The organism is Sulfitobacter sp. TMED3 (assembly GCF_002167505.1).
Lineage (GTDB): Bacteria > Pseudomonadota > Alphaproteobacteria > Rhodobacterales > Rhodobacteraceae > Sulfitobacter > Sulfitobacter pontiacus.
Map to the genome: position 1 here is coordinate 1 of NZ_NHBI01000010.1, position 26,395 is coordinate 26,395.

The 26,395-nt window shown below is 61.4% G+C and carries 26 protein-coding genes, 2 tRNA genes, 2 pseudogenes and 2 riboswitches; of the genes and pseudogenes, 15 read left to right on the plus strand and 15 right to left on the minus strand.

Annotated elements, in window-relative coordinates:
- Positions 1 to 15: 15 nt before the first annotated feature.
- Positions 16 to 92: transfer RNA gene (locus CBB63_RS03570), tRNA-Arg, on the minus strand.
- Between the two features lie 156 nt (positions 93 to 248).
- Between CBB63_RS03570 and CBB63_RS03575 the strand changes: the two genes are divergently transcribed.
- From CBB63_RS03575 to CBB63_RS03615, 10 genes and pseudogenes are all read left to right on the plus strand, one after another.
- Complete coding sequence (locus tag CBB63_RS03575; protein ID WP_037942958.1) at positions 249 to 1,286, plus strand: LacI family DNA-binding transcriptional regulator; 1,038 nt, start codon at positions 249 to 251, stop codon at positions 1,284 to 1,286.
- Complete coding sequence (locus tag CBB63_RS03580) at positions 1,283 to 2,488, plus strand: winged helix-turn-helix domain-containing protein (RefSeq protein ID WP_286698178.1); 1,206 nt, start codon at positions 1,283 to 1,285, stop codon at positions 2,486 to 2,488. The genes CBB63_RS03575 and CBB63_RS03580 overlap by 4 nt, the downstream gene beginning before the upstream one ends.
- Before the next feature lie 164 nt (positions 2,489 to 2,652).
- Positions 2,653 to 2,712, plus strand: a pseudogene (locus CBB63_RS16350) (hypothetical protein); the annotation flags it as partial.
- Positions 2,713 to 3,898, plus strand: a pseudogene (locus CBB63_RS03585) (NAD(P)/FAD-dependent oxidoreductase).
- 39 nt (positions 3,899 to 3,937) lie between these two features.
- Positions 3,938 to 4,927: a TRAP transporter substrate-binding protein gene (locus CBB63_RS03590; RefSeq protein ID WP_286698179.1), complete on the plus strand. Its 990-nt coding sequence runs from the start codon at positions 3,938 to 3,940 to the stop codon at positions 4,925 to 4,927.
- A gap of 73 nt (positions 4,928 to 5,000) precedes the next feature.
- Positions 5,001 to 5,525 (plus strand): TRAP transporter small permease, encoded by a 525-nt coding sequence (locus CBB63_RS03595; RefSeq protein WP_286698180.1) that lies wholly within the window; start codon positions 5,001 to 5,003, stop codon positions 5,523 to 5,525.
- A gap of 4 nt (positions 5,526 to 5,529) precedes the next feature.
- Positions 5,530 to 6,840 (plus strand): TRAP transporter large permease, encoded by a 1,311-nt coding sequence (locus CBB63_RS03600; RefSeq protein ID WP_286698181.1) that lies wholly within the window; start codon positions 5,530 to 5,532, stop codon positions 6,838 to 6,840.
- Positions 6,837 to 7,574 (plus strand): 5-oxoprolinase subunit B family protein, encoded by a 738-nt coding sequence (locus tag CBB63_RS03605; protein WP_286698182.1) that lies wholly within the window; start codon positions 6,837 to 6,839, stop codon positions 7,572 to 7,574. The genes CBB63_RS03600 and CBB63_RS03605 overlap by 4 nt, the downstream gene beginning before the upstream one ends.
- Positions 7,571 to 8,599 carry a 5-oxoprolinase subunit C family protein gene (locus tag CBB63_RS03610; RefSeq protein ID WP_286698183.1) on the plus strand — a complete coding sequence of 343 codons (1,029 nt, stop codon included), beginning with the start codon at positions 7,571 to 7,573 and terminating at the stop codon, positions 8,597 to 8,599. Before CBB63_RS03605 ends, CBB63_RS03610 begins: the two co-directional genes overlap by 4 nt.
- Positions 8,600 to 9,370 (plus strand): LamB/YcsF family protein, encoded by a 771-nt coding sequence (locus CBB63_RS03615; RefSeq protein WP_286698184.1) that lies wholly within the window; start codon positions 8,600 to 8,602, stop codon positions 9,368 to 9,370.
- An 81-nt stretch (positions 9,371 to 9,451) separates the two neighbouring features.
- Here the strand turns inward: CBB63_RS03615 and CBB63_RS03620 are convergent.
- A tRNA-Lys gene (locus tag CBB63_RS03620) sits at positions 9,452 to 9,527 on the minus strand.
- 104 nt (positions 9,528 to 9,631) lie between these two features.
- Here CBB63_RS03620 and dapF point away from each other — a divergent pair.
- From dapF to CBB63_RS03635, 3 genes are read left to right on the plus strand one after another with little or no spacing between them, the layout of a single operon-like run.
- Complete coding sequence (dapF, locus tag CBB63_RS03625; RefSeq protein ID WP_286698222.1) at positions 9,632 to 10,588, plus strand: diaminopimelate epimerase; 957 nt, start codon at positions 9,632 to 9,634, stop codon at positions 10,586 to 10,588.
- A complete protein-coding gene (gene mtaB, locus CBB63_RS03630) occupies positions 10,585 to 11,841 on the plus strand; it encodes a tRNA (N(6)-L-threonylcarbamoyladenosine(37)-C(2))-methylthiotransferase MtaB (RefSeq protein ID WP_286698185.1) in 1,257 nt (418 codons plus the stop codon). Before dapF ends, mtaB begins: the two co-directional genes overlap by 4 nt.
- Before the next feature lie 60 nt (positions 11,842 to 11,901).
- The gene (locus CBB63_RS03635; RefSeq protein WP_005850966.1) at positions 11,902 to 12,261 is read left to right on the plus strand and encodes a putative quinol monooxygenase; all 360 of its coding nucleotides are present in this window, start codon (positions 11,902 to 11,904) and stop codon (positions 12,259 to 12,261) included.
- 131 nt (positions 12,262 to 12,392) lie between these two features.
- Here the strand turns inward: CBB63_RS03635 and CBB63_RS03640 are convergent, their stop codons facing one another.
- The 5 genes from CBB63_RS03640 to CBB63_RS03660 form a co-directional block, all read right to left on the minus strand.
- Positions 12,393 to 13,241, minus strand: a complete 849-nt coding sequence (locus CBB63_RS03640) for a cytochrome c1 (protein WP_286698186.1) — start codon at positions 13,239 to 13,241, stop codon at positions 12,393 to 12,395.
- A gap of 5 nt (positions 13,242 to 13,246) precedes the next feature.
- A complete protein-coding gene (gene petB / locus CBB63_RS03645; RefSeq protein ID WP_005850964.1) occupies positions 13,247 to 14,590 on the minus strand; it encodes a cytochrome b in 1,344 nt (447 codons plus the stop codon).
- Positions 14,591 to 14,602: 12 nt separating this feature from the next.
- Positions 14,603 to 15,163, minus strand: a complete 561-nt coding sequence (gene petA / locus CBB63_RS03650; protein WP_286698187.1) for a ubiquinol-cytochrome c reductase iron-sulfur subunit — start codon at positions 15,161 to 15,163, stop codon at positions 14,603 to 14,605.
- Positions 15,164 to 15,339: 176 nt separating this feature from the next.
- A complete protein-coding gene (locus CBB63_RS03655) occupies positions 15,340 to 15,993 on the minus strand; it encodes a glutathione S-transferase (RefSeq protein ID WP_286698188.1) in 654 nt (217 codons plus the stop codon).
- A 26-nt stretch (positions 15,994 to 16,019) separates the two neighbouring features.
- The gene (locus CBB63_RS03660; RefSeq protein ID WP_286698189.1) at positions 16,020 to 16,643 is read right to left on the minus strand and encodes an FMN-binding negative transcriptional regulator; all 624 of its coding nucleotides are present in this window, start codon (positions 16,641 to 16,643) and stop codon (positions 16,020 to 16,022) included.
- Positions 16,644 to 16,709: 66 nt separating this feature from the next.
- A riboswitch (FMN riboswitch) is annotated at positions 16,710 to 16,868 on the plus strand.
- Between the two features lie 80 nt (positions 16,869 to 16,948).
- Between CBB63_RS03660 and CBB63_RS03665 the strand changes: the two genes are divergently transcribed.
- Positions 16,949 to 17,383 (plus strand): 6,7-dimethyl-8-ribityllumazine synthase, encoded by a 435-nt coding sequence (locus tag CBB63_RS03665; RefSeq protein ID WP_286698190.1) that lies wholly within the window; start codon positions 16,949 to 16,951, stop codon positions 17,381 to 17,383.
- A gap of 27 nt (positions 17,384 to 17,410) precedes the next feature.
- On the opposite strand, the gene dxs is transcribed toward CBB63_RS03665, so the two are convergent.
- The 5 genes from dxs to CBB63_RS03690 form a co-directional block, all read right to left on the minus strand.
- Complete coding sequence (gene dxs, locus CBB63_RS03670) at positions 17,411 to 19,339, minus strand: 1-deoxy-D-xylulose-5-phosphate synthase (RefSeq protein ID WP_286698191.1); 1,929 nt, start codon at positions 19,337 to 19,339, stop codon at positions 17,411 to 17,413.
- A 16-nt stretch (positions 19,340 to 19,355) separates the two neighbouring features.
- Positions 19,356 to 20,294, minus strand: a complete 939-nt coding sequence (locus CBB63_RS03675) for a polyprenyl synthetase family protein (protein ID WP_286698192.1) — start codon at positions 20,292 to 20,294, stop codon at positions 19,356 to 19,358.
- Complete coding sequence (locus tag CBB63_RS03680) at positions 20,248 to 20,490, minus strand: exodeoxyribonuclease VII small subunit (protein WP_005850957.1); 243 nt, start codon at positions 20,488 to 20,490, stop codon at positions 20,248 to 20,250. Before CBB63_RS03680 ends, CBB63_RS03675 begins: the two co-directional genes overlap by 47 nt.
- A 135-nt stretch (positions 20,491 to 20,625) precedes the next feature.
- On the minus strand, positions 20,626 to 21,327 hold the full coding sequence (locus CBB63_RS03685; RefSeq protein WP_005850956.1) for a response regulator: 702 nt from the start codon (positions 21,325 to 21,327) through the stop codon (positions 20,626 to 20,628).
- Positions 21,324 to 21,836 carry a MarR family winged helix-turn-helix transcriptional regulator gene (locus CBB63_RS03690; protein ID WP_286698193.1) on the minus strand — a complete coding sequence of 171 codons (513 nt, stop codon included), beginning with the start codon at positions 21,834 to 21,836 and terminating at the stop codon, positions 21,324 to 21,326. Before CBB63_RS03690 ends, CBB63_RS03685 begins: the two co-directional genes overlap by 4 nt.
- Positions 21,837 to 21,996: 160 nt before the next feature.
- Between CBB63_RS03690 and CBB63_RS03695 the strand changes: the two genes are divergently transcribed.
- Positions 21,997 to 22,866 (plus strand): branched-chain amino acid aminotransferase, encoded by an 870-nt coding sequence (locus tag CBB63_RS03695; protein WP_286698194.1) that lies wholly within the window; start codon positions 21,997 to 21,999, stop codon positions 22,864 to 22,866.
- 81 nt (positions 22,867 to 22,947) lie between these two features.
- On the opposite strand, the gene CBB63_RS03700 is transcribed toward CBB63_RS03695, so the two are convergent.
- The 3 genes from CBB63_RS03700 to aroC all read right to left on the minus strand — a co-directional run bounded on the left by CBB63_RS03700 (position 22,948) and on the right by aroC (position 26,186).
- Positions 22,948 to 23,895, minus strand: a complete 948-nt coding sequence (locus CBB63_RS03700) for a cyclase family protein (protein WP_286698195.1) — start codon at positions 23,893 to 23,895, stop codon at positions 22,948 to 22,950.
- A gap of 111 nt (positions 23,896 to 24,006) precedes the next feature.
- Complete coding sequence (locus CBB63_RS03705) at positions 24,007 to 24,984, minus strand: DMT family transporter (RefSeq protein WP_286698196.1); 978 nt, start codon at positions 24,982 to 24,984, stop codon at positions 24,007 to 24,009.
- 101 nt (positions 24,985 to 25,085) lie between these two features.
- Positions 25,086 to 26,186: a chorismate synthase gene (gene aroC / locus CBB63_RS03710; protein ID WP_286698197.1), complete on the minus strand. Its 1,101-nt coding sequence runs from the start codon at positions 26,184 to 26,186 to the stop codon at positions 25,086 to 25,088.
- Positions 26,187 to 26,278: 92 nt separating this feature from the next.
- Positions 26,279 to 26,378, plus strand: a riboswitch (TPP riboswitch).
- The last annotated feature ends 17 nt before the right edge of the window (positions 26,379 to 26,395 follow it).

The window sequence follows — 26,395 nt, forward strand, 5'->3', positions numbered from 1 at the left end:
GCTCTCAGGCAGGAATGGTGACCCCGGCAGGATTCGAACCTGCATCCTGCCCCTTAGGAGGGGGCTGCTCTATCCAGTTGAGCCACGGGGCCACGGGTTTGGCTTAGCGCAAAACGGGGTGGTGATCCAGCCACACTGCACGGTGGTATGGCGGCGCTGTGATGGGGGGCTTGATATGGTGATTGCCTGCGCCCGACCGACGCACTACGCTGTTGATAGAATACCACTTTCAAGCAGGACAAGCGCCTTTGACACAGCCTCCGAAACGCCCGTTGACCCTTCGTGATGTATCCGATGCCTGCGGGGTGTCGGAAATGACGGTCAGCCGGGTTCTGCGAAAACGCGGTGACGTGTCCGAAGCAACCCGCCGGCGGGTGCTGGCTGCGGCGAAAGAGCTGGGGTATGTGCCCAACCAGATTGCCGGATCGCTGGCGTCCCAACGGGTGAACCTTGTCGCGGTGATTATCCCGTCGCTGTCGAATATGGTCTTTCCCGAGGTGCTGAACGGCGTCAATCAGGTGCTTGAAGACACGCCGCTGCAGCCGGTCGTGGGCGTAACGGACTATATGCCCGAAAAAGAAGAGCGCGTTTTGTACGAAATGCTGTCGTGGCGGCCCTCGGGTGTGATCATCGCGGGGCTGGAACATAGCGACGCAACGCGTGCCATGCTCAAGAATGCGGGCATCCCCGTGGTCGAGATCATGGATGTTGACGGACGTCCGATTGATGCGATGGTCGGCATCTCGCACCGCCGTGCGGGGCAGGAAATGGCCAAGGCGATCCTCAAGGAAGGCTATGAACACATCGGTTTCATGGGCACCAAGATGCCGCTTGACCACCGCGCCCGCAAACGGTTCGAAGGGTTTACCGAAGGGCTGGCCAAAGCCGGGATAGAGATCGAGGACCGCGCGTTCTACTCTGGCGGCTCTGCGCTGGCCAAGGGGCGCGAGATGACGCAAGACATGCTTGAGCGGTCGCCCGAGCTGGATTTCCTGTATTATTCAAACGACATGATCGGCGCGGGCGGATTGCTGTATCTGATCGATCAGGGCATCGATATTCCGGGCCAGATCGGCCTTGCCGGTTTCAACAACGTCGAACTGCTGCAGGGCTTGCCCCGTCAGCTTGCCACGATGGACGCCTGTCGGCTCGAGATCGGACAGGCGGCGGCGCGTATCATTCTGAACGATACATTGGATGAACCGGACCCCGACCTGCAAACGCAGATTACCCTGACACCGACCCTGTCGCTGGGGGACACGCTGCGCCGCAACCGCAAGGTATGACCCTGCCGCTGATCGGCAACCGCGACGCCCGTCGCATCTTTCTGCATCGCCATCTACTAAGCGATGCACCCCAGGGGCCCGCCAGCGGGAACGACCTGTTGCAGCTGATCCAGGGCCTGGGCTTTGTGCAGTTGGACAGCATCAATACCGTGGCGCGGGCGCATGACCTGATCCTGTTCTCGCGCCGCCAACGCTATCGCCCGCAAGCGTTGAAGACGCTGTATGAACGCGATGGGGCGCTGTTCGAGCACTGGACCCATGACGCCGCGGTGATCCCGATGGGATACTACCCCCATTGGGAATTGCGCCGCCAGCGGGACGCGCAGATGCTGCGCCAGCGGTACAAGAACTGGCACCAACATGATTTCGAGGGGCGGTTCCAGAGTGTGCTGGACCAGATCCGCGCACAGGGGCCGGTGTCGTCGTCTGATGTCGGGCAGGATGAACCGCGCTCGAATGGCGGGTGGTGGGATTGGCATCCCTCCAAAACCGCGCTGGAATATCTGTGGCGCGCAGGGGCGCTTTGCGTCGTGGGGCGGGACGGTTTCCAGAAACGCTATGACCTGACAGAGCGGGTGATTGACGCGGCGCTATGCGACCCGTCGCAGGCACCGGATGCGGCGCAGACCATCGATTGGTGCTGCAACGGCGCGCTGGATCGTTTGGGCTTTGCCACGCCGGGGGAACTGGCGGCATTCTGGGCGCATATCTCTCCGGCAGAGGCGAAGGCATGGGTNCAGCGTGAACAGGCCGCCGGACGTGTCGAGCAGGNGCAGATCGCGGGNGCNGACGGCANAGTNCATCGCAGCTTTGCCCGTCCCGGNCTGGCAAGCGACCCNGCGANAGACATGGCTCCGACCGCACGGCTGCGCGTGCTCAGCCCCTTTGACCCGGCCTTGCGCGATCGCAAACGCGCCGAACGTCTGTTCGGCTTCCGCTACCGGATAGAGATGTTCGTGCCCGCNCCCAAACGGGTCTATGGCTATTATGTTTTTCCGATCCTGCAGGGCGACAGCATCATCGCGCGGGTGGATATGAAAGCNCANCGTGACCGCGATACGCTGGTNGTACGCGCCCTNTGGCCNGAGCCGGGCAGCCGTTGGGGCAAAGGCAAACAAGCCGCCTTCGAGGCAGAGCTGGCCCGCATCATCCGTCTGGCAGGCGTCAGTCAGATCGCNTTCGAAGACGGCTGGCTTCGTTAACCCACCCNGTTTCGATGAACGAATTGGCGGTACATGCCTGCGCNNGCAACNACGATGACAATTTGTAAACATTTTGTTGACGTATTGCTTTTCCCTGCCAAAGTGAGCGGAAAGGAATCAAGAACCATGTCGAACCGTCTTTGNTTTCANCCNAAGGGTCGCCCATGACGCGCCATGTNGTCGTCGTGGGGGCGGGTATNGTCGGTGTGTCATCGGCGATCTGGCTGCAACGCGCAGGCGCGCAGGTCACGATCATTGACCGCGCGGCACCGGGGACAGGCACGTCGCATGGGAACGCGGGCGTGCTGGCGGCCTGCGCCGTGGCACCCGTCACCGNCCCCGGCCTGNTCGCCAAAGCCCCCGCGATGCTGCTGAACCCGGATGTGCCGCTTTACCTGCGCCTGCCCTATCTGCCGCGTCTGCTGCCGTGGTTGGCAAAGTATCTGCGGGTCGCGAACGACCGTGACACCCGCCGGATTGCGCAGGGGCTNGCGCCTATTGTCAGCGACAGTGTGGACCAACACAAAAGCCTGACCGCTGATNTGGGCCTGTCCGACTGGGTGAGGGACAGNGATTATGTTTTCGCCTANCGAAACCGCGCCGCGTTTGACGCCGAAGCCTACACCTGGGCGCTGCGGGCGGAGGCGGGGTTCGCNCCAGAGCTGATCGAGGGGCCGCAGNTACACGAGTATGAACCGACGCTCGGGCCGGACATNCACCTAGCTTGCCACCATGAAGGACCACGGCTTTATCCGCGACCCCGGCGGCTATGTCGGCGCGCTGGCGCGGGCGTTCGAACAGGGCGGCGGCACGATCCTGCAGGCCGAGGTCAAGGATTTCGACCTGTCCGGCGGCGCGATTTCCGGGGTAGAGACGACCCAAGGCCGCATGGCCTGTGACGATATCGTGCTGGCCACCGGCGTCTGGTCGAAACCGCTGATGGCCAAGCTGGGGCTGAACGTCCCGCTGGAAAGCGAACGCGGCTATCATGTGATATTCGAGGGGGCGACGGGCGGGCCCGCGCGCCCCGTGATGATCGCCAGCGGGAAATTCGTTGCCACCCCCATGGCGCAGGGCCTACGCTGCGCGGGTATTCTGGAATTCGGCGGGCTTGANGCAGCCCCGTCCAAGGCACCGCTGGCGCTGCTGCGGCGACAGGCCAAGGCGGCCTTTCCACAGCTNANNGCCACGCGNGAAATCGAATGGCTGGGGCACCGACCTGCCCCCAGCGACAGCCTGCCCCTGATCGGACAGGTTGGCACAAGCCGGGTCTTTACCGCCTTCGGGCATCACCACATCGGGTTGACAGGCGGGCCCAAAACAGGCCGCCTCGTCGCAGGATTGGTTATGGGGCAACCCGTCAACACCGACCTGCAGCCCTATGCACCACAACGGTTTAGCAGGGGCTAACCCCGCAAACCAAAGACATACCAACAAGGAGAGAACCACATGAAACGNACCACCACATTGATGACAGGCGTCGCGACCGCCGCCCTGACGGTCACCACCGCCCTNCCCGCTTTCGCGGCTGAAAAATGGGACATGCCGATGGCCTATTCGGCGTCGAACTTCCATTCCGAGAACGGCGTTGAATTCGCNAACTGCGTGACCGAAGGCACCGCGGGCGAGATCGAGATCACCGTGCACCCCGGCGGGTCGCTGATCGCGGGTGCCGACATCAAACGCGCNATCCAGACCGGTCAGGTCCAGCTGGGCGAACGCATCCTGTCGGGGCACCAGAANGAAAACGCGATCTTCGGCTTTGATTCCATCCCCTTCCTCGCGCCGTCCTTCGAGGCGTCCGACAAGCTGTGGAAAGCCGCGAAACCCAAGATCGAAGAGCTGTTGGCAGAGCAGAACCTGACGCTGCTTTATAACGTGCCATGGCCGCCACAGGGNCTGTACTTCAAGAAAGAGGTCAACACGATCGAGGACATGAAGGGCGTCAAGTTCCGGTCCTACAACAACGCCACCAGCCGTCTGGCAGAGCTGACAGGCATGCTGCCCGTCACCATCGAAGCCGCCGAGCTGAGCCAGGCTTTTGCCACCGGCGTTGCGGAATCGATGATCTCGTCCGGTGCGACCGGCTATGACCAGAAAGTCTGGGAAAGCCTGACCCATTTCTACGAGGTCGACGCCTGGCTGCCGCGCAACTACATCATGNTCAACAANGACGTNTGGAACGATGTCTCGGAAGAGAACAAGGCGATCATCACCACCTGTNCCAGCGANGCGGAAACGCGCGGGCTGCAAGCCTCCAAGGACTATACGCAGTTCACCTATGACGGGCTGCGCGAAGGCGGCATGACCGTGGAACCCGCCAGCGAAGAGCTGATGTCCGGCCTGCGCGACATTGGCGGCACCATGACCTCCGAATGGCTGGAGAATGCGGGCGAGGACGGTCAGGCGATCGTCGATAGCTACAAATCCATGCAGTAAATCAACGAACGGCGGCACCCCCACATAGGTGCCGCCGTTTGACGTTCGATCCGCCAATCCGGAGACCTGTCCCATGAACATCCTGCGACGCCTGCTTGATTTCATCTATTTCGCATCCGGCGCCTTGGCTGCCGTCAGTCTTGTCGCGATCCTGCTGCTGATCGTGGTGCAGATGGTTGCCCGCTGGACCGGCGAGGTTTTCCCCGGTGCGGCAAGCTATGCCGGCTATGCGATGGCCGCCGCCAGCTTCCTCGCTTTCGCCAACGCGCTGAACCGTGGCGCGCATATCCGCGTATCGGTGCTGCTGAACGCCCTGCCCGCAGGCCCGAAACGGCTGCTTGAAATATGGTGCTTCGGCCTTGCCGCGGCGATTGCGTGGTATTTCACCTACTACGCCTATTGGTTCGTCTACTGGTCGTGGAAATTCAACGAAGTCAGCCAGTCGCAAGACGCCACATCCTTGTGGATTCCGCAGTCGGTGATCGTTGTGGGCGGCGGCATCCTTGCCATCGCGCTGACCGATAACCTGCTCTATCTGATCGTAAAAGGCGAACACCGTCTCACCCGCGATCTTGTCGATCAAAGTTTTGGGGAGTGACGCTGTGACGGAACTTTACGCGATCATTCTGTTTATCACTGTCCTGCTGTTCCTGCTGGGCACCGGCGTCTGGGTTGGTCTGGCGCTGATGGGCGTCGCCTGGTTCGGGATGGAGCTGTTTACCACCCGCCCGGTTGGCGATGCTATGGTCACGACGATCTGGGCCTCGTCCAGCTCGTGGACGCTGACCGCGCTGCCGCTGTTCATCTGGATGGGGGAAATCCTGTTCAGGACACGCCTATCCGAGGATATGTTCAAAGGGCTGTCGCCGTGGCTGGCGAAATTGCCCGGCGGGCTGGTGCATACCAATATCGTCGGCTGCACCGTCTTTGCCGCCGTTTCAGGGTCGTCTGCCGCGACGCTGTCGACCGTGGGCAAAATGTCGATCCCCGAACTGCGGGCGCGCAACTATCCCGAAAAGATGATCATCGGCACGCTGGCCGGTGCCGCNACGCTGGGNCTGATGATCCCGCCCTCGCTCGCGCTGATCGTNTANGGNGTCACCGTGAACGAAAGCATCACCGAACTGTTCTTTGCCGGCGTCCTGCCNGGGCTTATTCTGGCGCTGATGTTCATGGCCTATGTCGCCTTTATCGCGCTGACCTCGAAGGACTGGAACCCCAGCGTCGAGACAGGGATGAGCTTTGCCGCCAAGCTGCGCAACTCGCGCTTTCTGNTGCCGGTCTTCGGGNTGATCACGGTGGTGATCGGGTCGATGTATCTGGGCTACGCCACCGCGACAGAGGCGGCTGCCATCGGTGTGCTAGGGTCGCTGGCGCTGGCGTTGATGCAGGGGTCGCTGAACTGGACCAGCTTTCAGGAAAGCCTGATGGGGGCGATGCGCACCTCTGCCATGATCGCATTGATCCTTGCGGGTGCTGCCTTTCTTAAACTGTCGATGGGCTTTACCGGCCTGCCCCGTGCGCTGGCGGACGGGATTGCAGCGCTTGAACTGACGCGCTTTCAACTGCTGATGGCGCTGCTNGTGTTCTATATCGTGCTGGGCATGTTCCTTGATGGTATTTCGTCGGTCGTGCTGACGATGGCTGTGGTTGAACCGATGGTGCGCGGTGCGGGGATCGACTTGATCTGGTTCGGCATCTTTGTTGTGGTCGTGGTCGAGATGGCGCAGATCACGCCGCCGATCGGGTTCAATCTGTTCGTGCTGCAAGGCATGACGGATCACGAGATGGGATATATCACCAAAGCCGCCTTGCCGATGTTCCTGATNATGGTGGTGATGGTCTTTGTCCTGATCTTNTTCCCCGACATCGCGACCTGGCTGCCCGAAAATCTAAGGCAGGTGCCCCAATGACCGACTTCCCCCTGATCCAGACCGTTGGCCTGTCCGGCGTGCTGGTGCGTTTTGCCGACACGATGTCAGAGCCCGCGAACCGCGCCGCCCTGTCGTTCCGCGCCGCCGTGGATGCTGCCGACTGGCCCGAGGTGACAGAGACGAGCACCTCGCTGGTGTCCACCTTCCTGCAGATCGATCTGGTGGCGGCTTCGGTGGACANCCTGCTGGACCGGCTGCACGACCTGCTGGCAACGCGCGACTGGTACACCTCTGACCTGCCGACGGGGCGGAGGCTGTGGCATGTGCCAACGGTCTATGGCACCGANCTTGCGCCACAGCTTGAAGAAGCGGCAGAGCTTGCGGGGCTGGACCCCGATGCGGCGATTNNACAGCTGTCGCANGCGCGCGTACGGGTGCTGACCATCGGCTTTGCCCCCGGCCAGCCCTATATGGGCGAACTGCCGCAGAACTGGGATATTCCGCGCCAGCAGGGGCTGACAAAATCCGTCCCCGCCGGCGCGTTGATCGTGGCGATCCGGCAGCTGATTATCTTCACCAATGCCTCCCCCACTGGCTGGCGCCATATCGGGCAGACCGCGTTCAAGACCTTCCGCCCGCGCAGCGACACGCCCTTTGCCCTGTCACCGGGGGACGAGCTGTGCTTCCCCTCCGTATCGCGCGCCGAATATGACAAGATCACCGCGACAGATGAAACAGGCCAGGGCGGCGCAGAGACAGAGGTGCTGGCATGAGCGCGACCCTCACCATTTCCCAAGCCGGTCCCGCCCTGACGCTACAGGATATGGGCCGTCCCGGTTGGCGTGCCCAAGGGCTAACAAAGGGCGGTGCCGCCGATCCCGTGGCGCTTTTCGAAGGGGCCGCCCTGCTTGGCCAATCGCCCGAGCTTGCGGTGATAGAGATGACAGGCACCGGCGGGACCTTCACGGCCGACGCCGACATCCGTATCGCCCTGACAGGGGCCACCATGGCCGCCAGCATCGACGGGGATGCCATCGTCTGGAACGCCAGCCACATGTTGCCCGCTGGGGCAAAGCTGACCATTGGCGGCACCACGGGCGGCACCTATGGCTATCTGCATGTGGGCGGGGGCATCGCCTCTGACACACTGTTGGGGGCACGAGCCAGCCACCTAAGCGCAGGTCTGGGCCAGCCGCTTGCTGCGGGCGACGCGCTGCCCCTTGGGGCGGACAAGTCGCGCGAAACGGGGCTGCAACTGCCCCGCGACAGTCGTTTTGACGGCGGCACCGTGCGCGTCGTGGCCAGCATGCAGACCGACCACTTTACCGCTGATGAACGCAAACGCTTCGAAACCACCGCCTTTACCCGCGACCCGCGTGCCAACCGCATGGGCGTGCGCATGGACCACGACGGCGACGGTTTCAGCGCCGAGGGCGGTCTGTCCATCCTGTCCGAGGTCATCGTGCCCGGCGACATCCAGATCACCGGCGACGGCGCTCCCTTCGTGCTGATGGGCGAATGCCAGACCACCGGCGGCTATCCCCGCATCGGGACCGTGATTCCCCGCGACCTGCCCCGCGTGGCGCAAGCCGCATCGGGCACCGCGATCCGGTTCGAATTCATCAAGCTGGAACAGGCCATCACGCTCGAGACGCGGCACCGCCAAGACATCAAGGCGCTTGGCGGGAAGGTCACGCCGCTGGTCCGCGACCCTGCCAAAATCCGCAACCTGCTGGCCTATCAACTGGTGGGGGGCGCGATCTCTGCCACCGACAACCCCTTTGAAGAGGAGCATTAAATGCCGACCGTCGATCTGAATGCCGATATGGGCGAAAGCTTTGGCCCGTGGAAAATGGGCGATGACGCCGCTTTGTTGCAAATCATCAGCTCTGCCAACATCGCCTGTGGCGGCCACGCGGGCGACGCCGATGTGATGTCTGCCACAATGGCGCTGGCGCGTGACAGTGGCGTCGGTATCGGTGCGCACCCCGGTTTCATGGATCTGGCCGGTTTTGGCCGCAACCGCATGTCGGTGCCACGGGGCACGCTGCAAAATCAGGTCCGCTATCAGGTCGCCGCCAGCGTCGGCATGGCCCGCAGCCTCGGCACATCGGTGCGGCACCTGAAACTGCACGGCGCGCTCGCCAATATGGCGTCAGAGGACGAGATGCTGGCCCGTGATCTTTATGAGGCCGCGCTCAGCGTCGCGCCTGATCTGATCGTCATGGTGCTGGCCGCCACGGCGCAGCAGGACGCGGCGCAATCGCTTGGCTGTAAATGGGCCGGAGAGATCTTTGCCGACCGCGCCTATAACGNCGACGCGACGCTGGTCGACCGCTCTAAACCCGGTGCGGTGATTCACGATGCGGCACTGGCGGGCGAACGGATGGTCAAAATGGTCAAAGCCGGTGCGATTCTGACCGAGGGCGGCCAAACAATTCCTGCCGCGATCGATACGATCTGNCTGCACGGCGACACCCCCGAAGCCGTCGATATTGCCCGCGCTGTCAAATCATCACTGCAAGAAGCAGGGATNGCGCTGAAATGTTTTGAAGGCCATACGGGCTAAGCCCTAAACCCAACACCTGAAACGAAAAACAGCGCCNCGAGGGGCGCTGTTTTTATCCGTTCCAGTCAGACTGGAAAGTAGTGGTGAGCCGTGATGGGTTCGAACCATCGACCTACTGATTAAAAGTCAGTTGCTCTACCAACTGAGCTAACGGCCCACTAGGCGGGTATCTAGAAAGGTGCGGCCTTGGGGTCAAGCGGAAACTTACGAAAAATTTCACTCTCGCTGGATTAGTTTCAAATGCCGCGTTATATGCGCCGAATGTATAGTGATCTGACCAACGGTTTGCCCTTCATGAAGATGCATGGGCTGGGCAATGATTTTGTCGTGCTGGATGCGCGCCAGAAAGATGTGCTGGAGGCGCGCGAAAAGGTCGTGCTGGATGCGCGCGAAAAGGTCGTGCTGGATGCGCGCGAAAAGGTCGTGCTGGATGCGCGCCAAACTGATGCGCGTGCCGACGGCACCCCGGCGCTCNCGAAGGTGACCCCTGCCCTTGCGCAGGCCATCGGACATCGCCAGTTCGGCGTGGGCTTCGACCAGCTGGCTGTGATCACCAATGGCGCGGCTGATGCGCATCTGACGTTCTTCAACGCCGACGGCTCCACCTCTGCCGCTTGTGGCAATGCCACGCGCTGCATCGCGCGGTTCCTGATGGAGGAAACAGGCAAAACCCAGCTGCACCTGACCACCGACCGCGGCGATCTGGCGGCGCGGGATGCAGGCAATGGGCTGACATCGGTCAACATGGGTCACCCGCAGCTTGGCTGGGACGAAATTCCGCTTGCTCGCCAGATGGATACGCTTGAGCTGCCGATCGACGGTGCGCCGACAGCCACCGGCATGGGCAACCCACATTGCACCTTCTTTGTCGATGATGTCGACGCGATTGATCTGGCCGGTTTTGGCCCCGGTATCGAGCATCACGCGCTTTACCCCGAACGCACCAATGTGCAGATCGCCCAGATCATCGGCCCCGATCACATCCGTATGCGCGTGTGGGAACGGGGTGTGGGCATCACGCTGGCCTCCGGCTCCTCTAGCTGTGCGACGGCCGTGGCAGCGGCACGCAGAGGGCTGACAGGCCGGGCCGTGCGTATTGATCTGGACGGTGGCACGCTGCACATCGACTGGCGCGAGGATGGCGTCTGGATGACCGGCCCGTCGGCCCATGTCTTCAGCGGCGTCCTGACCCCTTCGTTTCTGGAAAGCCTGACATGAGCGCCCCGATCTTCTCGAATCACGGCTGCCGCCTGAACGCCTATGAGACAGAGGCGATGAAGGAACTGGCCGAACAGGCTGGCCTGAAAGACGCGGTGATCGTCAATACCTGCGCCGTCACCGCCGAGGCCGTGCGCAAGGCGCGTCAGGACATCCGCAAACTGCGCAAGGCCAACCCCGACGCGCGTTTGATCGTCACCGGCTGCGCCGCACAGACCGAACCGGAGACCTTCACCAAGATGGCAGAGGTCGATGCTGTCATCGGCAACACCGAAAAGATGGTGGGCGCGACGTGGCAGGGGTTGGCGGCTGATTTCATCGGCGAGACAGAGGCGCTTCAGGTCGATGACATCATGTCGGTGACCGAAACGGCGGGGCATCTGATCGACGGGTTCGGCACGCGCAGCCGGGCCTATGTGCAGGTCCAGAACGGCTGCGATCACCGCTGTACATTCTGCATCATTCCCTATGGCCGCGGCAATTCCCGCTCGGTTCCTGCGGGGGTCGTGGTGGATCAGATCAAGCGGCTGGTCGACAAAGGCTTTAACGAAGTCGTTCTGACCGGCGTCGATCTAACCAGTTGGGGTACGGACCTTCCCGCGACGCCCAAGCTGGGGGATCTGGTGATGCGCATCCTGCGGCTGGTGCCCGACCTGCCGCGCCTGCGGATCAGTTCCATCGATTCGATCGAGGTGGACGAGAACCTGATGCAGGCCATCGCCACCGAGCCCCGCCTGATGCCGCACCTGCATCTGTCCTTGCAGCACGGCGATGACATGATCCTGAAACGGATGAAGCGCCGTCACCTGCGCGACGATGCGATCCGTTTTGCCCAAGAGGCTCGCAAACTGCGTCCCGACATGACCTTTGGGGCCGATATCATCGCCGGCTTCCCCACCGAAACCGACGCGATGTTCGAAAACTCGCTCAAGCTGGTGACGGACTGCGATCTGACATGGCTGCATGTCTTCCCCTATTCGGCGCGCGAAGGCACACCCGCTGCAAGGATGCCAGCAGTGAACGGCACGCTCATCAAGGAACGCGCGGCGCAGCTGCGTGCTGCGGGTGACGCGCAGGTCGCGCGCCATTTGGCGGCCCAACAAGGTCGCGCCCATCAGGTGTTGATGGAAAGCCCCACCATGGGCCGGACTGAACAATTCACCGAAACCCATTTTGCCACCCCCCAGACCGAGGGCGCGATCATTTCGGCCACGATCACCGGCCAGAACGCAGGGCATCTGCTGGCTGTGTGAGACGTTGCAGATTGTAAACCTTTCTCCTCTAGGGTGATTCCCTAGCGAGAAAGGGTTAACATGAGCGAAATTATAGAATGGGTCCTCGAGATGGACGTGCGGGATGGTCAGGGCGACAATGTCCAACCATTGCTTGAGGAAATGGTACAGGCTGCAGAGGCAGACGAACCGCGTACGCTGCATTGCGAATTCTACATGTCCGACGACCGACGCACCTGCACTGTGCTGGAACGTTATGCGGACAACGCAGCCGTGATGGCGCATTTTGCGCAGTTCGGTGGCCGCTTTGCTGACCGGTTTACAGAGCTGTTTATGCCGGTGCGTTTAACCGTCTACGGCCCTGCCACCGCCGCGGTGATGTCCGTGCTTGCAGGCTATGGCGGTGTGCGGCTGGACCGCGTGGCAGGCTTCCACCGCTAAGCCACGGGCACCGTCGGTAGCGGTATTTAACCAGCGAGTTTGGCAATCAGCCCATTACCCCCAAAAAGAAAGCCCCCCGAACCACAATGGATCGGGGGGCTATATTCAGGCATTGGCCGTGTGAAGGAAGATCAGTCTTCCTTGTGTTTCACAGGAGCCCACAGACGTTTGTTGGTCAGGTACAGCAGTACCGACAAGAGCGTCAGGAACAGAACGCCAGCAAAACCGGCTTGCTTGCGTGCCATCATCTTGGGCTCGGCTGTCCACATCAGGAAGGCCGCAACGTCTTCGGCTTCGTGGTGCAGATCAGAATCGTGGCCGTCGTTATAGGTCACGTCGTCGCCGTACAGCGGGGGTGCCATTGCGATCCAGCTGCCGCCAACCGTGGCGTGGCCTTCTTCGTCCTTACAGGACTCGGGGAAGCCGCCGCTCGCGAAGGCTGTGTTATAGTGGCCGGGGAAATCTTCGGGGGCACAGGCTGGGGCTTCTTCGTAGCCAGTCAAAAGCGACGCGATATATTCGGGTCCGCCCATGCCTTTGAAGAACTGGTTGATCCCCAGACCATAAGGCCCGTGGAAACCGGCCCGTTTTTTGGCCATCAAGCTGAGGTCCGGCGCGGTATCCAACGCGGACTCAGGGAAATGGTCAACCGGCGTGCCGGGGCGTGTGTCGTCCAGCTCGGGGTCGAAGATATCAAAGTTCGCGGCATAGGCACGGACCTGATCTTCGGGAAGGTGGGGGCCACCTTCATCCGCAAGTGTACGGATCGGCACAAACTTCATTCCGTGGCAGGCAGAGCATACCTCGGTATAGATTTGCAGACCGCGTTGCAGCTGGTTGGCATCGAAGGACCCGAAAGGCCCTTCGAAAGAGAAGTCAAAGTCTTCGACATGCGCTTCGCCACCGGCGGCGAAAGCAGCGGAACCTGCAAAGCCCAAGGCGACAACAGCCGAAAGGAAGGTTTTCTTGATCATTGTCATGGTCCTTACTCTGCTGGCTTGACCAGCGTCTTGGTGCCGCCGGTTTTTGGCGCGTAATGCGCGTCAAAGTCGGCTTCGATGGTTTCAGGCTGCGGCGCTGGTTTCTCGATCACACCCAGAAGCGGCAGGATCACCAGGAAGTATGCGAACCAATAGGCCGAAGCGATCAACGAGAAGCTGGCATAGGGCTCTTCCGCAGGCATGGCACCCAGCCACATCAGCGCGAAGAAGTCGATCACCAGCAGCGCGAACCACCACTTGAACATGGGACGATAGCGGCCCGAACGCACCGAGGATGTGTCCAGCCAAGGCACCAGTGCCATCACCGCGATCGCACCGAACATCGCCAGAACACCAAAGAACTTGGCGTCGATAATGCCACCGGTCACGAAGGACGCAATCTGAACAACCCAGACTTCGGCAGTAAAGGCACGCAAGATCGCGTAAAACGGTAGGAAGTACCATTCAGGCACAATGTGCGCAGGCGTCGAAAGCGGGTTCGCCTCGATATAGTTATCGGGGTGGCCCAGATAGTTCGGCATGAAACCCACGATCGCAAAGAAAACAACCAGGATCACGGCCAGCGCGAACAGGTCTTTCATCACGAAGTAGGGCCAGAAGGGCAGCGTGTCTTTCTCTGCGTCTTCTTTGCTGGTGCGACGGACCTCGACCCCTGTGGGGTTGTTGTTCCCGGTGGTGTGGAAGGCCCAGATATGTACGATCACCAGACCGGCAATCACGAAGGGCAGAAGGTAGTGCAAGCTGAAGAAACGGTTCAGCGTGGCGTTATCGACCGCAGGCCCGCCCAGCAGAAGCGTTTGCAGGCTTTCCCCGATGAACGGGATCGCACCGAACAGACCGGTGATAACCGTAGCGCCCCAGAACGACATCTGACCCCAAGGCAGAACATAGCCCATAAAGCCGGTTGCCATCATCAGAAGGTAGATCAGCATGCCGACGATCCAGGTGATCTCGCGCGGTGCTTTATACGACCCGTAGTACAGACCGCGGAAGATGTGCGCGTAGACCGCAACAAAGAACAGGGACGCGCCATTCATGTGCAGATAGCGCAGCATGTAGCCGCCGTTCACGTTCCGCATGATGTGTTCAACGCTCGAGAACGCGACATCGACATGGGGGGTGTAGTGCATCGCCAGCACGATGCCGGTCACGATTTGCAGTGCCAGACAGAACGTCAGAACAATGCCCCAGATCCACATCCAGTTCAGGTTCTTCGGTGTCGGGATCATCAATGTGTCATACAGCAGCCCAACAACGGGAAGACGGGTGTGCAGCCACTTCTCTCCGTTAGATTTCGGCTCGTAATGGTCGTGAGGAATTCCAGCCATTCCCGTTCTCCCTTAACCTAGTTTGATCGTGGTTTCATCCACGAATTCTGCGACGGGCACCGGCAGGTTGCGCGGTGCTGGCCCTTTGCGGATACGGCCCGCAGTGTCATAGTGCGATCCGTGGCAGGGGCAGAACCAGCCGCCAAAATCACCTGCGTCGCCCAAAGGCACGCAGCCCAGGTGGGTACAGACGCCCATCATTACCAGCCAGTCTTCTTTGCCAACCATCGCGCGGTTTTCGTCCGTCGCGGGGGCACCGGCTGCGATGTTGGCGTTTTCTGCGCCCGGATCGGGCAGCTCGGACATTTCAACGTCACGTGCCTTGGCAATTTCTTCTTCGGTACGGCGGCGGATGAACACCGGCTTACCCAACCATTTGACCGTGAGCTGTGTACCTGGCTCAACAGCGGACACATCGACGCGGATGGACGACAGCGCCTTCACATCTGCGGATGGGTTCATCTGATTGACCAAAGGCCAGACTGCCGCGCCGACGGCGACCGCACCTGTACCAGCTGTGGCGTAATAGAGGAAATCCCTCCGGGTGCCTGCGTGATCTTCTGCTTGGGACACGGGTTAACTCCAAATCGAGGGCCTGACGGCCATTAAATCAAGGGGCGGCGCTGACGCACCTCCCACAATTCTTTTGGTTACTAGCGGGCTGCGTCGCGCACGTCCAGATACCTTTGTCGCGCAAACCGTCGCAGTGTTGCATTCCTTCAAGGGTGAAGGTCGAATTTTTTGCGCTTTTATCCTGCCGGAGGGGCGGTGGCCTGCATGGACGCACGCGAATCAAAGCGCCGCGCCCAATCGGCCAAGGCGTCGTTTCCCTTGCGCCAATTGCGCGCGTCATGCCGGAAATCAAGGTATCCCAAAGCACAGCCGACGGCGATCTGCCCCATATCCAGCGGACCGGAAAGCTGGCTGATCCAGCGTGTATTCAGCGCCGCGCAGGCCCGTTCGATCTTGGACCACTGACCCTCGACCCATTCCGGCACCTGCTTGCCTTCGGGGCGCATCCGGCCCTCGTAGACCATCGATAGCGCCGCATCCAGCATACCATCCGCCGTTGCCTCAAGCGTCAGCGTGTCCCAGCGGCGGCTGCCCGTGGGATAAAGCTTGCCGCCCGCGCGATCATCCAGATAGGCGCAGATCACACGGCTATCATACAGCGCGGGCCCCTCGTCGCGCACCAGTGCCGGTACTTTGGCCAGCGGGTTGTTCGGCAGCAGCGCGGCATCAGGCGCCAGCGGCGTGGTCGAGATATTCTCAAGCGTCACATCTTCGATCTGGCCGGTTTCATGCAGCAATACCATGACCTTGCGGACATAGGGTGATGTCGGGGAATAGGATAGTTTCACGGGTGTCTCCTCCTCGGGGTTCAGGCGAACTATCACCGTCATCCGCGCGCGGTGCAATCGCTTGTTGATCACGCACCTTTTGCCGCGCGCATCTGGTCGGCCAAACTGCCTGTTCCCGCGCCAAAGCCGTGCGCCTCTACCCCGTCGGCAGCGGCCAGTCGCACCGCATCGGGTTTATTCTGGCTCAGCTTCCACGTCCCGTCGACGCCGGTGATCCGCATCCGGCAGGGCACGATCATGCGCATCATTTTCTGCATGGTCACGGGGTTCATCTTGGCGGTGGTCCACGGCGGCTTGGGCAGCAGACGATCCTCGAACCAGGCAGACTGGCGATCCAGCAGGTCCAGCAGCTCTTCTTGCGGGCGCAGCTCTAGCGTGCCGGTCAGATGCACCGCCACATAGTTCCACGTCGGCACCTGATCGTCGATGTCGTACCAGTCGGGCGAGACATAGCTATCGCCCCCGCTGATGGCGAGCTTGACCGGCAGCGCGGGTTTGAGCACCCGCGCAATCGGGTTTGACCGGACCAGATGCAGATCCGCCTGATCCCCTGCTTCGTTCAGCANAAACGGCACATGGCTGATCANCGGGCCGTCGNTGCCANTGGCTGCAAGCACGCCAAAGCTGCGNTCGCGGGCAAAGGCGATGTTCTTGGCGGTGTCGGCGTCGTGGTAAACGGGATTCGGGTGCATAACGTANGGTCCAAACTGCAAACGCGCTTTTGGTATTGCAGACGCGCCCCTGCCTTGGCAACGTATCCCTATTCTCAGGGCGGGGCGCAATTCCCCACCGGCGGTATGTGGCCCCAGTGCCACGAGCCCGCGAGCGCTGGCGACATCCCTTCGGGATGCGCCGGGTCAGCAGATCTGGTGAGATGCCAGAGCCGACGGTCATAGTCCGGATGAAAGAGAATGCGTTTGTTGCGGCCCCTTNGGGCCGTCCGCAATCGTGATCGCCTTGGGTGACTTGTGTCGCTGACGTAAAAAAGGAGATCACTATGACACACACCCGCTACGCCTTTGTAAAAGCACGCTGGCACGCCGATATTGTAGATCGTGCCTATGACGGNTTTTCCGAAACCATCCCCGCNAGCCAGATCGATGTTGTCGATGTCCCCGGCGCGTTCGANATGCCGCTGATGGCGCAGACCNTNGCCAAATCCGGCAAATACGATGCGGTGATCTGCGCGGCCTTCGTGGTCGATGGCGGCATCTATCGGCATGATTTCGTGGCGACAGCCGTGGTTGACGGGTTGATGCGCGTAGGCCTTGATACGGGCGTGCCCGTNCTNTCNGTNTCGCTNACGCCGCACCATTATCAGGAAACCGACCACCACAATGCGATCTACCGNGCGCATTTCGTCGAAAANGGCCGCGAGGCCGCTTCGGCAGCGCTTGGCATCGTCGCGGCGCGTCAACTGCTTGACGCNTAAGACNGGTTTAACGCGCGGGCCTGTGCGTCAGGCCCGCTGCGCCCCGATGCTGGCGATGCCCAGCACATCCAGCACTTTNGCCTCGATATGTTCGGCGTTCATCCCCGCGACCGCATACATATCCGCAGGGCTCGCCTGATCGATAAAGATATCGGGCAGCACCATAGACCGGTATTTCAAACCAGCGTCGAACACGCCCTCGTCCGCCAAAAGCTGTGCCACATGGCTGCCGAAACCGCCGACTGCACCCTCTTCGATGGTGATCAGCGCCTCGTGATCGGCGGCCAGTGACAGGATCATCTCGCGGTCCAGTGGCTTGGCAAAGCGGGCGTCAGCAATGGTCGGTGTGATCCCCTTGGCCCGCAGCGCCTCGGCGGCTTTTTCCACCTCTGACAGTCGCGTGCCAAAGGACAGCAGCGCCACGCGCTTGCCCTCGGCGATGATGCGCCCCTTGCCGATCTCCAGCGGTTCGCCGCGTTCGGGCATGGTCACGCCCGCGCCTTCACCNCGNGGGAAGCGGAAGGCAATCGGCCCGTCGTCATAGGCCGCNGCNGTGGCNACCATATGNACCAGCTCTGCCTCATCCGCGGCNGCCATCACGACGAAATCGGGCAGGTTCGCCAAAAACGCCACGTCAAAGGCACCAGCGTGGGTGGCGCCATCCGCCCCGACCAACCCCGCGCGATCAATCGCAAAGCGCACCGGCAAGCGCTGGATCGCCACGTCATGCACCACCTGATCATAGCCGCGCTGCAGGAAGGTCGAATACATCGTGCAGAACGGCTTCATACCGCCCGCCGCCAATCCGGCAGAGAATGTCACACCGTGCTGTTCCGCGATGCCCACGTCAAAGCACCGGCTGGGGTAGCGTTCGGCGAAAAGGTTCAGCCCTGTCCCATCCGGCATCGCGGCCGTCACGGCGCAGATCTTGTCGTCTTTTGCGGCCTCGGCGATCAGGCTGTCCGCAAAGACGCGGGTATAGCTGGGCGCGTTTGACGGCGCTTTCTTCTGCTCGCCCGTCAGCACATTGAACTTGGCGGTCGCGTGGCCCTTGTCACGGGCGGCTTCGGCGGGGCCATANCCCTTGCCCTTTTTGGTGATCACATGGATCAGCACCGGCCCCGTCGCCCGCGCCTTGACCGTGCGCAAAACCGGCAACAATTGGTTCAGGTCATGCCCGTCAATCGGCCCGAGATAGGAAAATCCAAGCTGTTCGAACAACGTACCGCCTACGGCCATGCCCTTGAGCATATCCTTGGCGCGCTTGGCCCCTTCGCGGAACGGGCCGGGCAACATGCTGACAGCGCCCTTGGCCGCGGCTTTNAAATCCTGAAACGGCTCTTCGGCATAAAGACGGCTNAGGTAGGTCGACATCGCCCCCACCGGCGGCGCGATCGACATCTCGTTGTCGTTCAGGATGACGAACATCCGTTTTTTCAGATGGCCCGCGTTGTTCATCGCCTCATAGGCCATGCCCGCCGACATCGACCCATCGCCGATCACCGCAATCGCATCGCCCAGACCTTCGGGGACATTGCCGCCCAGATCACGCGCNACCGAAAAGCCCAAAGCCGCGCTGATAGAGGTCGACGAATGCGCCGCACCAAANGGGTCGTAGGGGGATTCACTGCGTTTGGTAAATCCGCTCAACCCATCTTTCATACGCAGGGTGCGGATACGGTCGCGGCGTTCGGTCAGGATCTTATGCGGGTAGCACTGGTGGCTCACATCCCAGATCAGTTTGTCCTTCGGCGTATCGAACACCGAATGGATCGCGACCGTCAGTTCAACCACGCCCAGACCCGCGCCCAGATGGCCGCCCGTCTCTGATACGGCAGAAATCGTCTCTGCCCGCAGTTCATGGGACAGTTTCACCAGCTCTGCATCCGAGAAATTCTTCAGATCGGCAGGGCGGTTCACCCGGTCCAAAAGGGGCGTATCTGGTCTATCGGTCATCTGGCTCTCCACCGGATCAGCTTTTGCGGGNAATAACGAAGCGGGCCGCGTCTCGCAAGGTTTCGGCGTCACTGCCGTAGGGGGACAGGGCATCACAGGCAGCATCGACAAGATCACGGGCNCGGGCGCGGGCGGGGTCCAACCCCAGCAGCGACACAAANGTCGCCTTGCCCGCATCGGCATCCTTGCCNACGGCCTTGCCCACCGTGGCGGCATCGCCTTCGACGTCAAGAATGTCATCCGCGATCTGGAACGCCAGCCCGAGGTTGCGCGCATAGCTGCGCAGCGCGGCGGCATCATCGCCCGCCATCACCGGCCCCGNNGTCGCNGCCCATTCNATCAGCGCACCGGTCTTGCCGGCCTGNAGCGTNGTGATCTGGTCAAGGGTCAGCGGTTGGCGCGCGGTTTCGGCGGCGATGTCCATCGCCTGCCCGCCCACCATGCCGCGCACTCCGGCAGCCCGCGCCAGCCCCGTGACCAGCGCAACCCGTTCAGCGTCGCCGCAGCCCGTTGCCGCGACCAGTTCAAACGCCAATGTCTGCAGCGCATCGCCCGCCAGAACCGCCGTCGCCTCGTCCCATTTCACATGTACCGTGGGTTGACCCCGACGCAGGGCGTCATCATCCATGCAAGGCATGTCATCATGCACCAGCGAATAGGCGTGCAGCGCCTCGATCGCGCCGGCGGCGGGGGCGGCCTGCGCGTCCATCACCCCGTGCAGCCGCGCGCTTTCGATCACCAGAAAGGCCCGCAGGCCCTTGCCGCCTGTCACGGCATAGCGCATCGCCTCGGCCACNGTGCCGTCCANCCCGCCAAGCCCGTGCAGGATCTGGCCAATCGCCAGATCCGCAGCATGGGGCATGGCCNCATGAAACGGTTTGCGCGTCAGCTCTGTCTCAAGCGAGATGTCAAACCCCGCCAACAGGAGCCACTCCGACAGGGTTGCCGTCGCCATCCAGCGTGATCTGCGCGACTTTCTCTTCGGCTTCCTTCAGCTTGGTCTCGCAGCGCTTCTTGAGCTTGGCCCCGCGTTCGTAAAGCGAAATGCTTTCATCCAGCGCCACATCGCCCCGTTCCAGCTGGCCCAGAACCTTTTCCAGTTCGGCCATCGCTGCCTCAAAGCTCATCTCTTCTACCGGAGTATCCGTCATTGCCGTGAATCCCATCAATCAAACTTGGCCTGACCATAGCCCGCCCGCGCCATGGCTTCCAGTGACCGTGCCGATTTCTTGGGCGCAAATTCTCTTACGCCACGACACCACATTTACCGCCAAGGCAGCGGGTGATCAGTCGGGGGCCAGCATATAGCCCGCGCCGCGCACGGTTTGCAGATAGCGGGGCTGTTTGGGATTGTCTTCGATCTTGCGGCGCAAACGGGTGATCTGCACATCGACAGCACGTTCCTGCGCCTGCCCGCGGTCACGGCCCAGTTCCTCCACCAGTTTTGACCGGCTCAGCGCGGCACCCGGTTGGGCCGCGAAAATGCGCATCAGCTGGATTTCGGTGGCGGTCAGCCGCACCAGATCGTCGCCCTGCCACAGCTCTCCGCGTTCGATGTCATAGCGGATCGGCCCCATCGACAGCACCTTGGGCGCGGTATCAGCCACGCGGGTGTCGGGCATACGCCGCAGGATCGCGTTGATCCGCAACAGCAGCTCTTTGGGTTCAAACGGTTTGGCAAGGTAATCATCCGCCCCCGCTTCCAGCCCTTCGATCCGGTTGCCCGTCTCGCCCTTGGCGGTCAGCAGCAGGATCGGCGTTTGCATGTCTTCGCGCAGGCTGCGGGTCAGGCTTAGACCATCCTCGCCCGGCATCATCACATCCAGCACGATCAGGTCAAAATCCAGCCCCGCCAGAATACGCCGCGCATGGGCGGCATCGCGGGCCGAGGTCACAAGGAACCCGTGCCGCATCAGGAACTTCTGCAGCAGCGTGCGAATACGTTCGTCGTCATCGACGATCAGCAGGTGTGCGTCGGCCTCGTTCACGCGCCGTTTTCCTTCAGACGGGTGTANCAATGGTGCATTTCGGGGTCCATCATCGCCTCTAGCACGGTGCGNAAACCGGCGACCGCCTCGGGGCCCGCGTCGCGGAACGCACTGCGCATCCGCATCCGTTGTGCATCAGACAATGTCTGTTCGAGCGCGCGCCCGGCGTCAGTCAGATACAAGTGCCGCTCCCGCTTGTCTGCTTTTCCCACTTGGCTTTTGACAAGACCATCGGCGATCAGCGTGCGCAATACACGATTAAGGGATTGTTTTGTAACACCCAAAATCCCCAGAAGNTTGTTTACCGTCGTGCCCGGNGCCCGGTTGATAAAGTGGATCGCACGGTGGTGCGCACGGCCATAGGCCATATCCACAAGGATCTTGTCAGGGTCGGCTGTAAAACCGCGGTAGGCAAAGAACATCGCCTCGATCCCCTGCCGCAGCTGTTCATCCGTCAGGAACAGCAGGTTCTCGCCCGTGTGTGATGATGGGCCGCGTCCGTCTGCCATTATACTCTCCCCTTGCTGCGCCAAGAGCTTACGTCAGCGTTATTGACTTTCCAAGAGTCAAAGGCTATCGAATCCCATGTTTTGCGTAATTATATGTCTGCACGCAGCGGGTTTCACGCAATTTTCATAAATCCCGAGGTGCTTTGAGGAAGGATACATCATGGACGGCGCATACGACGATCGCGACGGCAAAATCTGGTTGGACGGTAAAATGGTCGATTGGCGCGACGCCAATGTCCACATCCTGACCCACGCCATGCACTATGCGTCATCGGTGTTCGAGGGCGAACGCTGCTACAATGGCAAGATTTTCAAAGGCCGCGAGCATTCGGAACGGCTGCGCAAATCGGCGCAATACCTCGACTTCGAAATCCCGTATTCCGTGGACGAGATCGAAGCCGCGAAATACGAAATGCTCAAGGCGAACGGCTGGACCGATGCCTATGTCCGTGCGGTCGCGTGGCGTGGTGCCGGCCCCGACATGGGTGTCTCGGCGGCGCGCAACCCTGTGCGTCTGGCCATCGCGGGCTGGGAATGGGGCAACTATTACGGNGACGCCAAGATGAAGGGCGCCAAGCTCGACATCTCGAAGTGGAAGCGCCCGTCGCCCGAAACGATCCCCGTGCACGCCAAAGCNGCGGGCCTGTATATGATCTGCACCACCTCCAAACACGCGGCNGAGGCCAANGGCTGTTCCGACGCGCTGTTCATGGACTACCGTGGCTATGTGGCCGAAGCGACCGGCGCGAACATCTTTTTCGTCAAGGACGGCGAAGTGCANACGCCACTGGCCGATTGCTTCCTGAACGGGCTGACCCGTCAGACCGTNATCGGGATGCTCAAGGAAAAGGGCCTGACCGTGCACGAACGCCACATCATGCCGGAAGAGCTGGAAGGCTTCGAGCAATGCTGGCTGACCGGCACCGCGGCCGAGGTCACACCCGTCGGACAGATCGGCGACTACACCTTCGAGGTCGGCGCGCTCACCCGCGAGATTTCGGAAGACTACGAAAAGCTCGTCCGGTCCTGAACTGCCCAATCAAAACAAACGGCGCGAGGGGTTCCCCCCCGCGCCGTTTTCGTGCCCGCGCCTGCGGTGCAGCACGTCGTGTTAGTAAAGCGCGACCGGATTGATCATCGCCTGTACCGTGCCNTTGATCAGCGGCTGCCCGAGCACNAACATGAACTCTTGCACGCCTTCAGCGACCAGCGGTCCTGTGTTCATCGTCTCCAGAATATAGATGCCGTTNTCCTTGAGCAGCGTGACNTGGCCATAGAACACCTTGTCCCCCTCNTTCGGTGGAATCGCTTCTAGGCCCCATGTNTCTGCNCCCACGGCCATCGGGTTCATCGACGCCATAAACACCGCGCCTTCGTTGTTCAGCCCCGGTTCGGTGGACCCCCAGGCCGTCGGGTCGCTTTCCATCATGCCGTCGGTCCAGCCCGTGTGAAACAGCACGATATCNCCTTCGTTTACCGTGATCTGCTGCGCCTCCATCGCGGCGGTAATCTCTGCCTCGCCAAAATGCTCTCCGGCGGCCAANACATCNTTGCCCATGTGCTTGGCCATATCGATGATCACGGCACGCCCGACCAAGGGCGGCACGGCATGCGTCCCCAATTTGGTCAGGCCGCTGATCGCCGAGATTTCCTTTTCGTCCAGGCAGTTATAATACATCCCGTCTTCGCCCANNTGCCCAAGCCCGTCCAACTGCGACCCGATACCGATCCAGGTTTGCAGCAGATCGTCGTTATAATTGCCNTCNTAGCCAAAGGACGACAGCTTTTGGCCGCCGTGCTGGTTCGGCTGNACCACCTGAAGGCTCAGCGAACGGGGCGGGAAGGCNGGTGTATCCGGCCCGATCACGATCCCGAGCGGCATCGATTTNCCCTGCTTGATCAGCTTGGCGGCCTCCAACGTGCGCTCGGTCGAGATCAGGTTCGCCGATCCCAGCTGGTCGTCAGGGCCCCAATGCGAATGGTCACAGTCTTGCGCCCATGCNGCAGATGCCCCGACACCGATGGACANGGCAGTTGCGATAATCTTGGTAAATTTCATCTTTCTTCCCTCCCAGAAAACAGGGTGCAGCACCGACGGGATANCCGCTGCTCCACACCCTAGAGGGTTAGGCTAACATGAAATTCAATCAGGGCACGTAATTTCAACCGATCAGCTGGGCGTCCCCTGTGGCGTGCTGCTGGCCTTGGATTTGGANCGATCCAGNCCCAACTGCCGTTCCCNCCAGATGATCGCGGCACCGCCGGCGATGACCAGACCGGCACCGATCAGGATTGCAGGCGTCGGGATTTCGCTGAAAAGCACCCAGCCGATCAACACCGCGAACAGCATAGAGGCATAGTCGAACGGNGCGAGCATTGACACCGGGCCAAANCGGTAAGAGGCCGTGATCNTGATCTGTGATACCCCGCCGATCATNCCCGACAGGATCAATAGTGCCGAGACTTGCCANCCGGGGTTCACCCACCAAAGCGGCTCCCAGTTGATCACCATGCCTGCGGGCAGCGTGAGGAACGACAGGCAGGTCGCGGTGAGCGAGAAATAGAACACGATGGCCGCCGTGCTGTCGGTTTGCACCAATCGGCGCACGTGGATCTGGACAAGCGCGCGCATGATNGACGCGGCAACNACCATCATCGCCCCCAGCATGGCAAGCTGCGACACGCTATCCCCGCCTACGGTAAAGCGGGGNTANAGAACGATCANCACNCCGATCANCCCNANNGCCACNGCNGACAGNCGGAACACACGCACCTGTTCGCCCAGAAATATCGCGGCGAAGATTACCGTGAAAAGCGGCGTGGCATAGCCGATCGCGGTGACCTCTGGCAGGGGCAGCAGGCCAAGCCCGGCAAAGGTCAGCGCCATCGCCGTGGTCCCGAAAACGCCGCGCCAGACGTGGCCCATCAGATTGCTGGGCTTCAGCCCGTNGCGCAGGTCGCCGCTTTGCCATAGCCACAGGATGATCATCGGGAAGGCAAAGAACGANCGGTANAACACGGCNTGGGCGGCGGGCACGGTGGCCGTCGCGATCTTGATGAGGGCCGCCATGACCGAGAACAGAAAGACCGCCCCCAGTTTAAGGGCGATGGCCCGGCCGGGGCGGTGCTCTGTCGTGGTGCTTTGCATGGCGCATGCTTGCGCCCGCAGGTTTCAAGTTGCAAGACCCCGCGTCAACTTGCGCGTCGTATTCCCGCCAACATGCGGAAAATCCAAGCGTTCCGCGTGACTTAGCCGATGATGCCGCGGTTTTCGCCGACCTGACCGCGGTGCAGCAGCATATGGTCAAGCAGGACGCAGGCCATCATCGCTTCGCCCACCGGCACGGCGCGGATGCCGACGCAGGGGTCATGGCGGCCTTTGGTGATGATCTGCGTATCTTCGCCGGTCTTGGTGATTGTCTTGCGCGTGGTCAGGATGCTTGACGTTGGCTTGACCGCNAAACGCAGCACGATGTCCTGACCNGTGCTGATGCCGCCCAGAATACCGCCCGCGTGGTTCGACGAATAGACAGGGCCGTCGGGGCCCATGCTGATCTCGTCCGCGTTCAGCTCTCCGGTCAGCATGGCNGCGGACATGCCTTCGCCNATCTCCACGCCTTTGACGGCGTTGATGCTCATCATCGCGGCGGCAAGATCGGTGTCGAGCTTGCCATAGACCGGCGCGCCAAGGCCGGCGGGCACGCCGCGCGCTGTCACCTCGATGATCGCACCGACGGANGATCCGGATTTGCGCAGNCCGTCCAGATACGCCGCCCANTCNTCTGCCGCTTTGGCGTCGGGCACCCAGAACGGGTTCTGTTCGATCTGGTCCCAATCGAACGCATCGCGGTCGATCTTGTGCGGGCCCATCTGCACCATGTAGCCGGTGATCTGCACATTCGGCGCAATCGCCTTGATCNCTTCGNGCNNAAGNCCNCCCGCCGCCACACGCGACGCGGTTTCACGTGCCGAGGACCGCCCGCCCCCGCGATAATCGCGGATGCCGTATTTCTGGAAATAGGTGATGTCGGCGTGACCGGGGCGGAACTTGTCCTTGATGTCNCCGTAGTCCTTCGACCGCTGGTCGGTGTTCTCGATCATCAGCTGGATCGGCGTGCCGGTGGTGACACCTTCNAACACGCCCGACAGGATCCGCACCTCATCCGCCTCGCGGCGCTGCGTGGTGTATTTGTTCTGGCCGGGNTTGCGNTTGTCCATCCAGTGCTGGATCATCTCTTCGGTGATCGTCACACCGGGAGGGCAGCCGTCCACCGTGGCCCCCAAAGCAGGCCCGTGGCTTTCGCCCCAGGTGGTCACGCGGAAAAGATGGCCAAAGCTGTTGATCGACATGGGCGGTGCTCCTTTGGCGGTGATCCTTAACGGGGGCTGCACCATGCCTCAAGGGGTTTCACCTTGCGCGCGGACGACAGGCGTTCTACCGATAAGATACCTCGGGGGGCCTGACAGGCTGAGATGTGCGCGCACGGACCCGTTGAACCTGAACCGGTTAACACCGGCGGAGGGAAGGTCTGGATACACCTCCAACGCTTTCTGACGCC

Bases quoted from the DNA above. Each gene is read 5' to 3' on its own strand.
- CBB63_RS03595 (WP_286698180.1), top strand. From the start codon at position 5,001: ATGAACATCCTGCGACGCCTGCTTGATTTCATCTATTTCGCATCCGGC.
- CBB63_RS03610 (WP_286698183.1), top strand. From the start codon at position 7,571: ATGAGCGCGACCCTCACCATTTCCCAAGCCGGTCCCGCCCTGACGCTA.
- mtaB (WP_286698185.1), top strand. From the start codon at position 10,585: ATGAGCGCCCCGATCTTCTCGAATCACGGCTGCCGCCTGAACGCCTAT.
- CBB63_RS03635 (WP_005850966.1), top strand. From the start codon at position 11,902: ATGAGCGAAATTATAGAATGGGTCCTCGAGATGGACGTGCGGGATGGT.
- CBB63_RS03640 (WP_286698186.1), bottom strand. From the start codon at position 13,241: ATGACAATGATCAAGAAAACCTTCCTTTCGGCTGTTGTCGCCTTGGGC.
- petB (WP_005850964.1), bottom strand. From the start codon at position 14,590: ATGGCTGGAATTCCTCACGACCATTACGAGCCGAAATCTAACGGAGAG.
- CBB63_RS03655 (WP_286698188.1), bottom strand. From the start codon at position 15,993: ATGACGGTGATAGTTCGCCTGAACCCCGAGGAGGAGACACCCGTGAAA.
- CBB63_RS03680 (WP_005850957.1), bottom strand. From the start codon at position 20,490: ATGACGGATACTCCGGTAGAAGAGATGAGCTTTGAGGCAGCGATGGCC.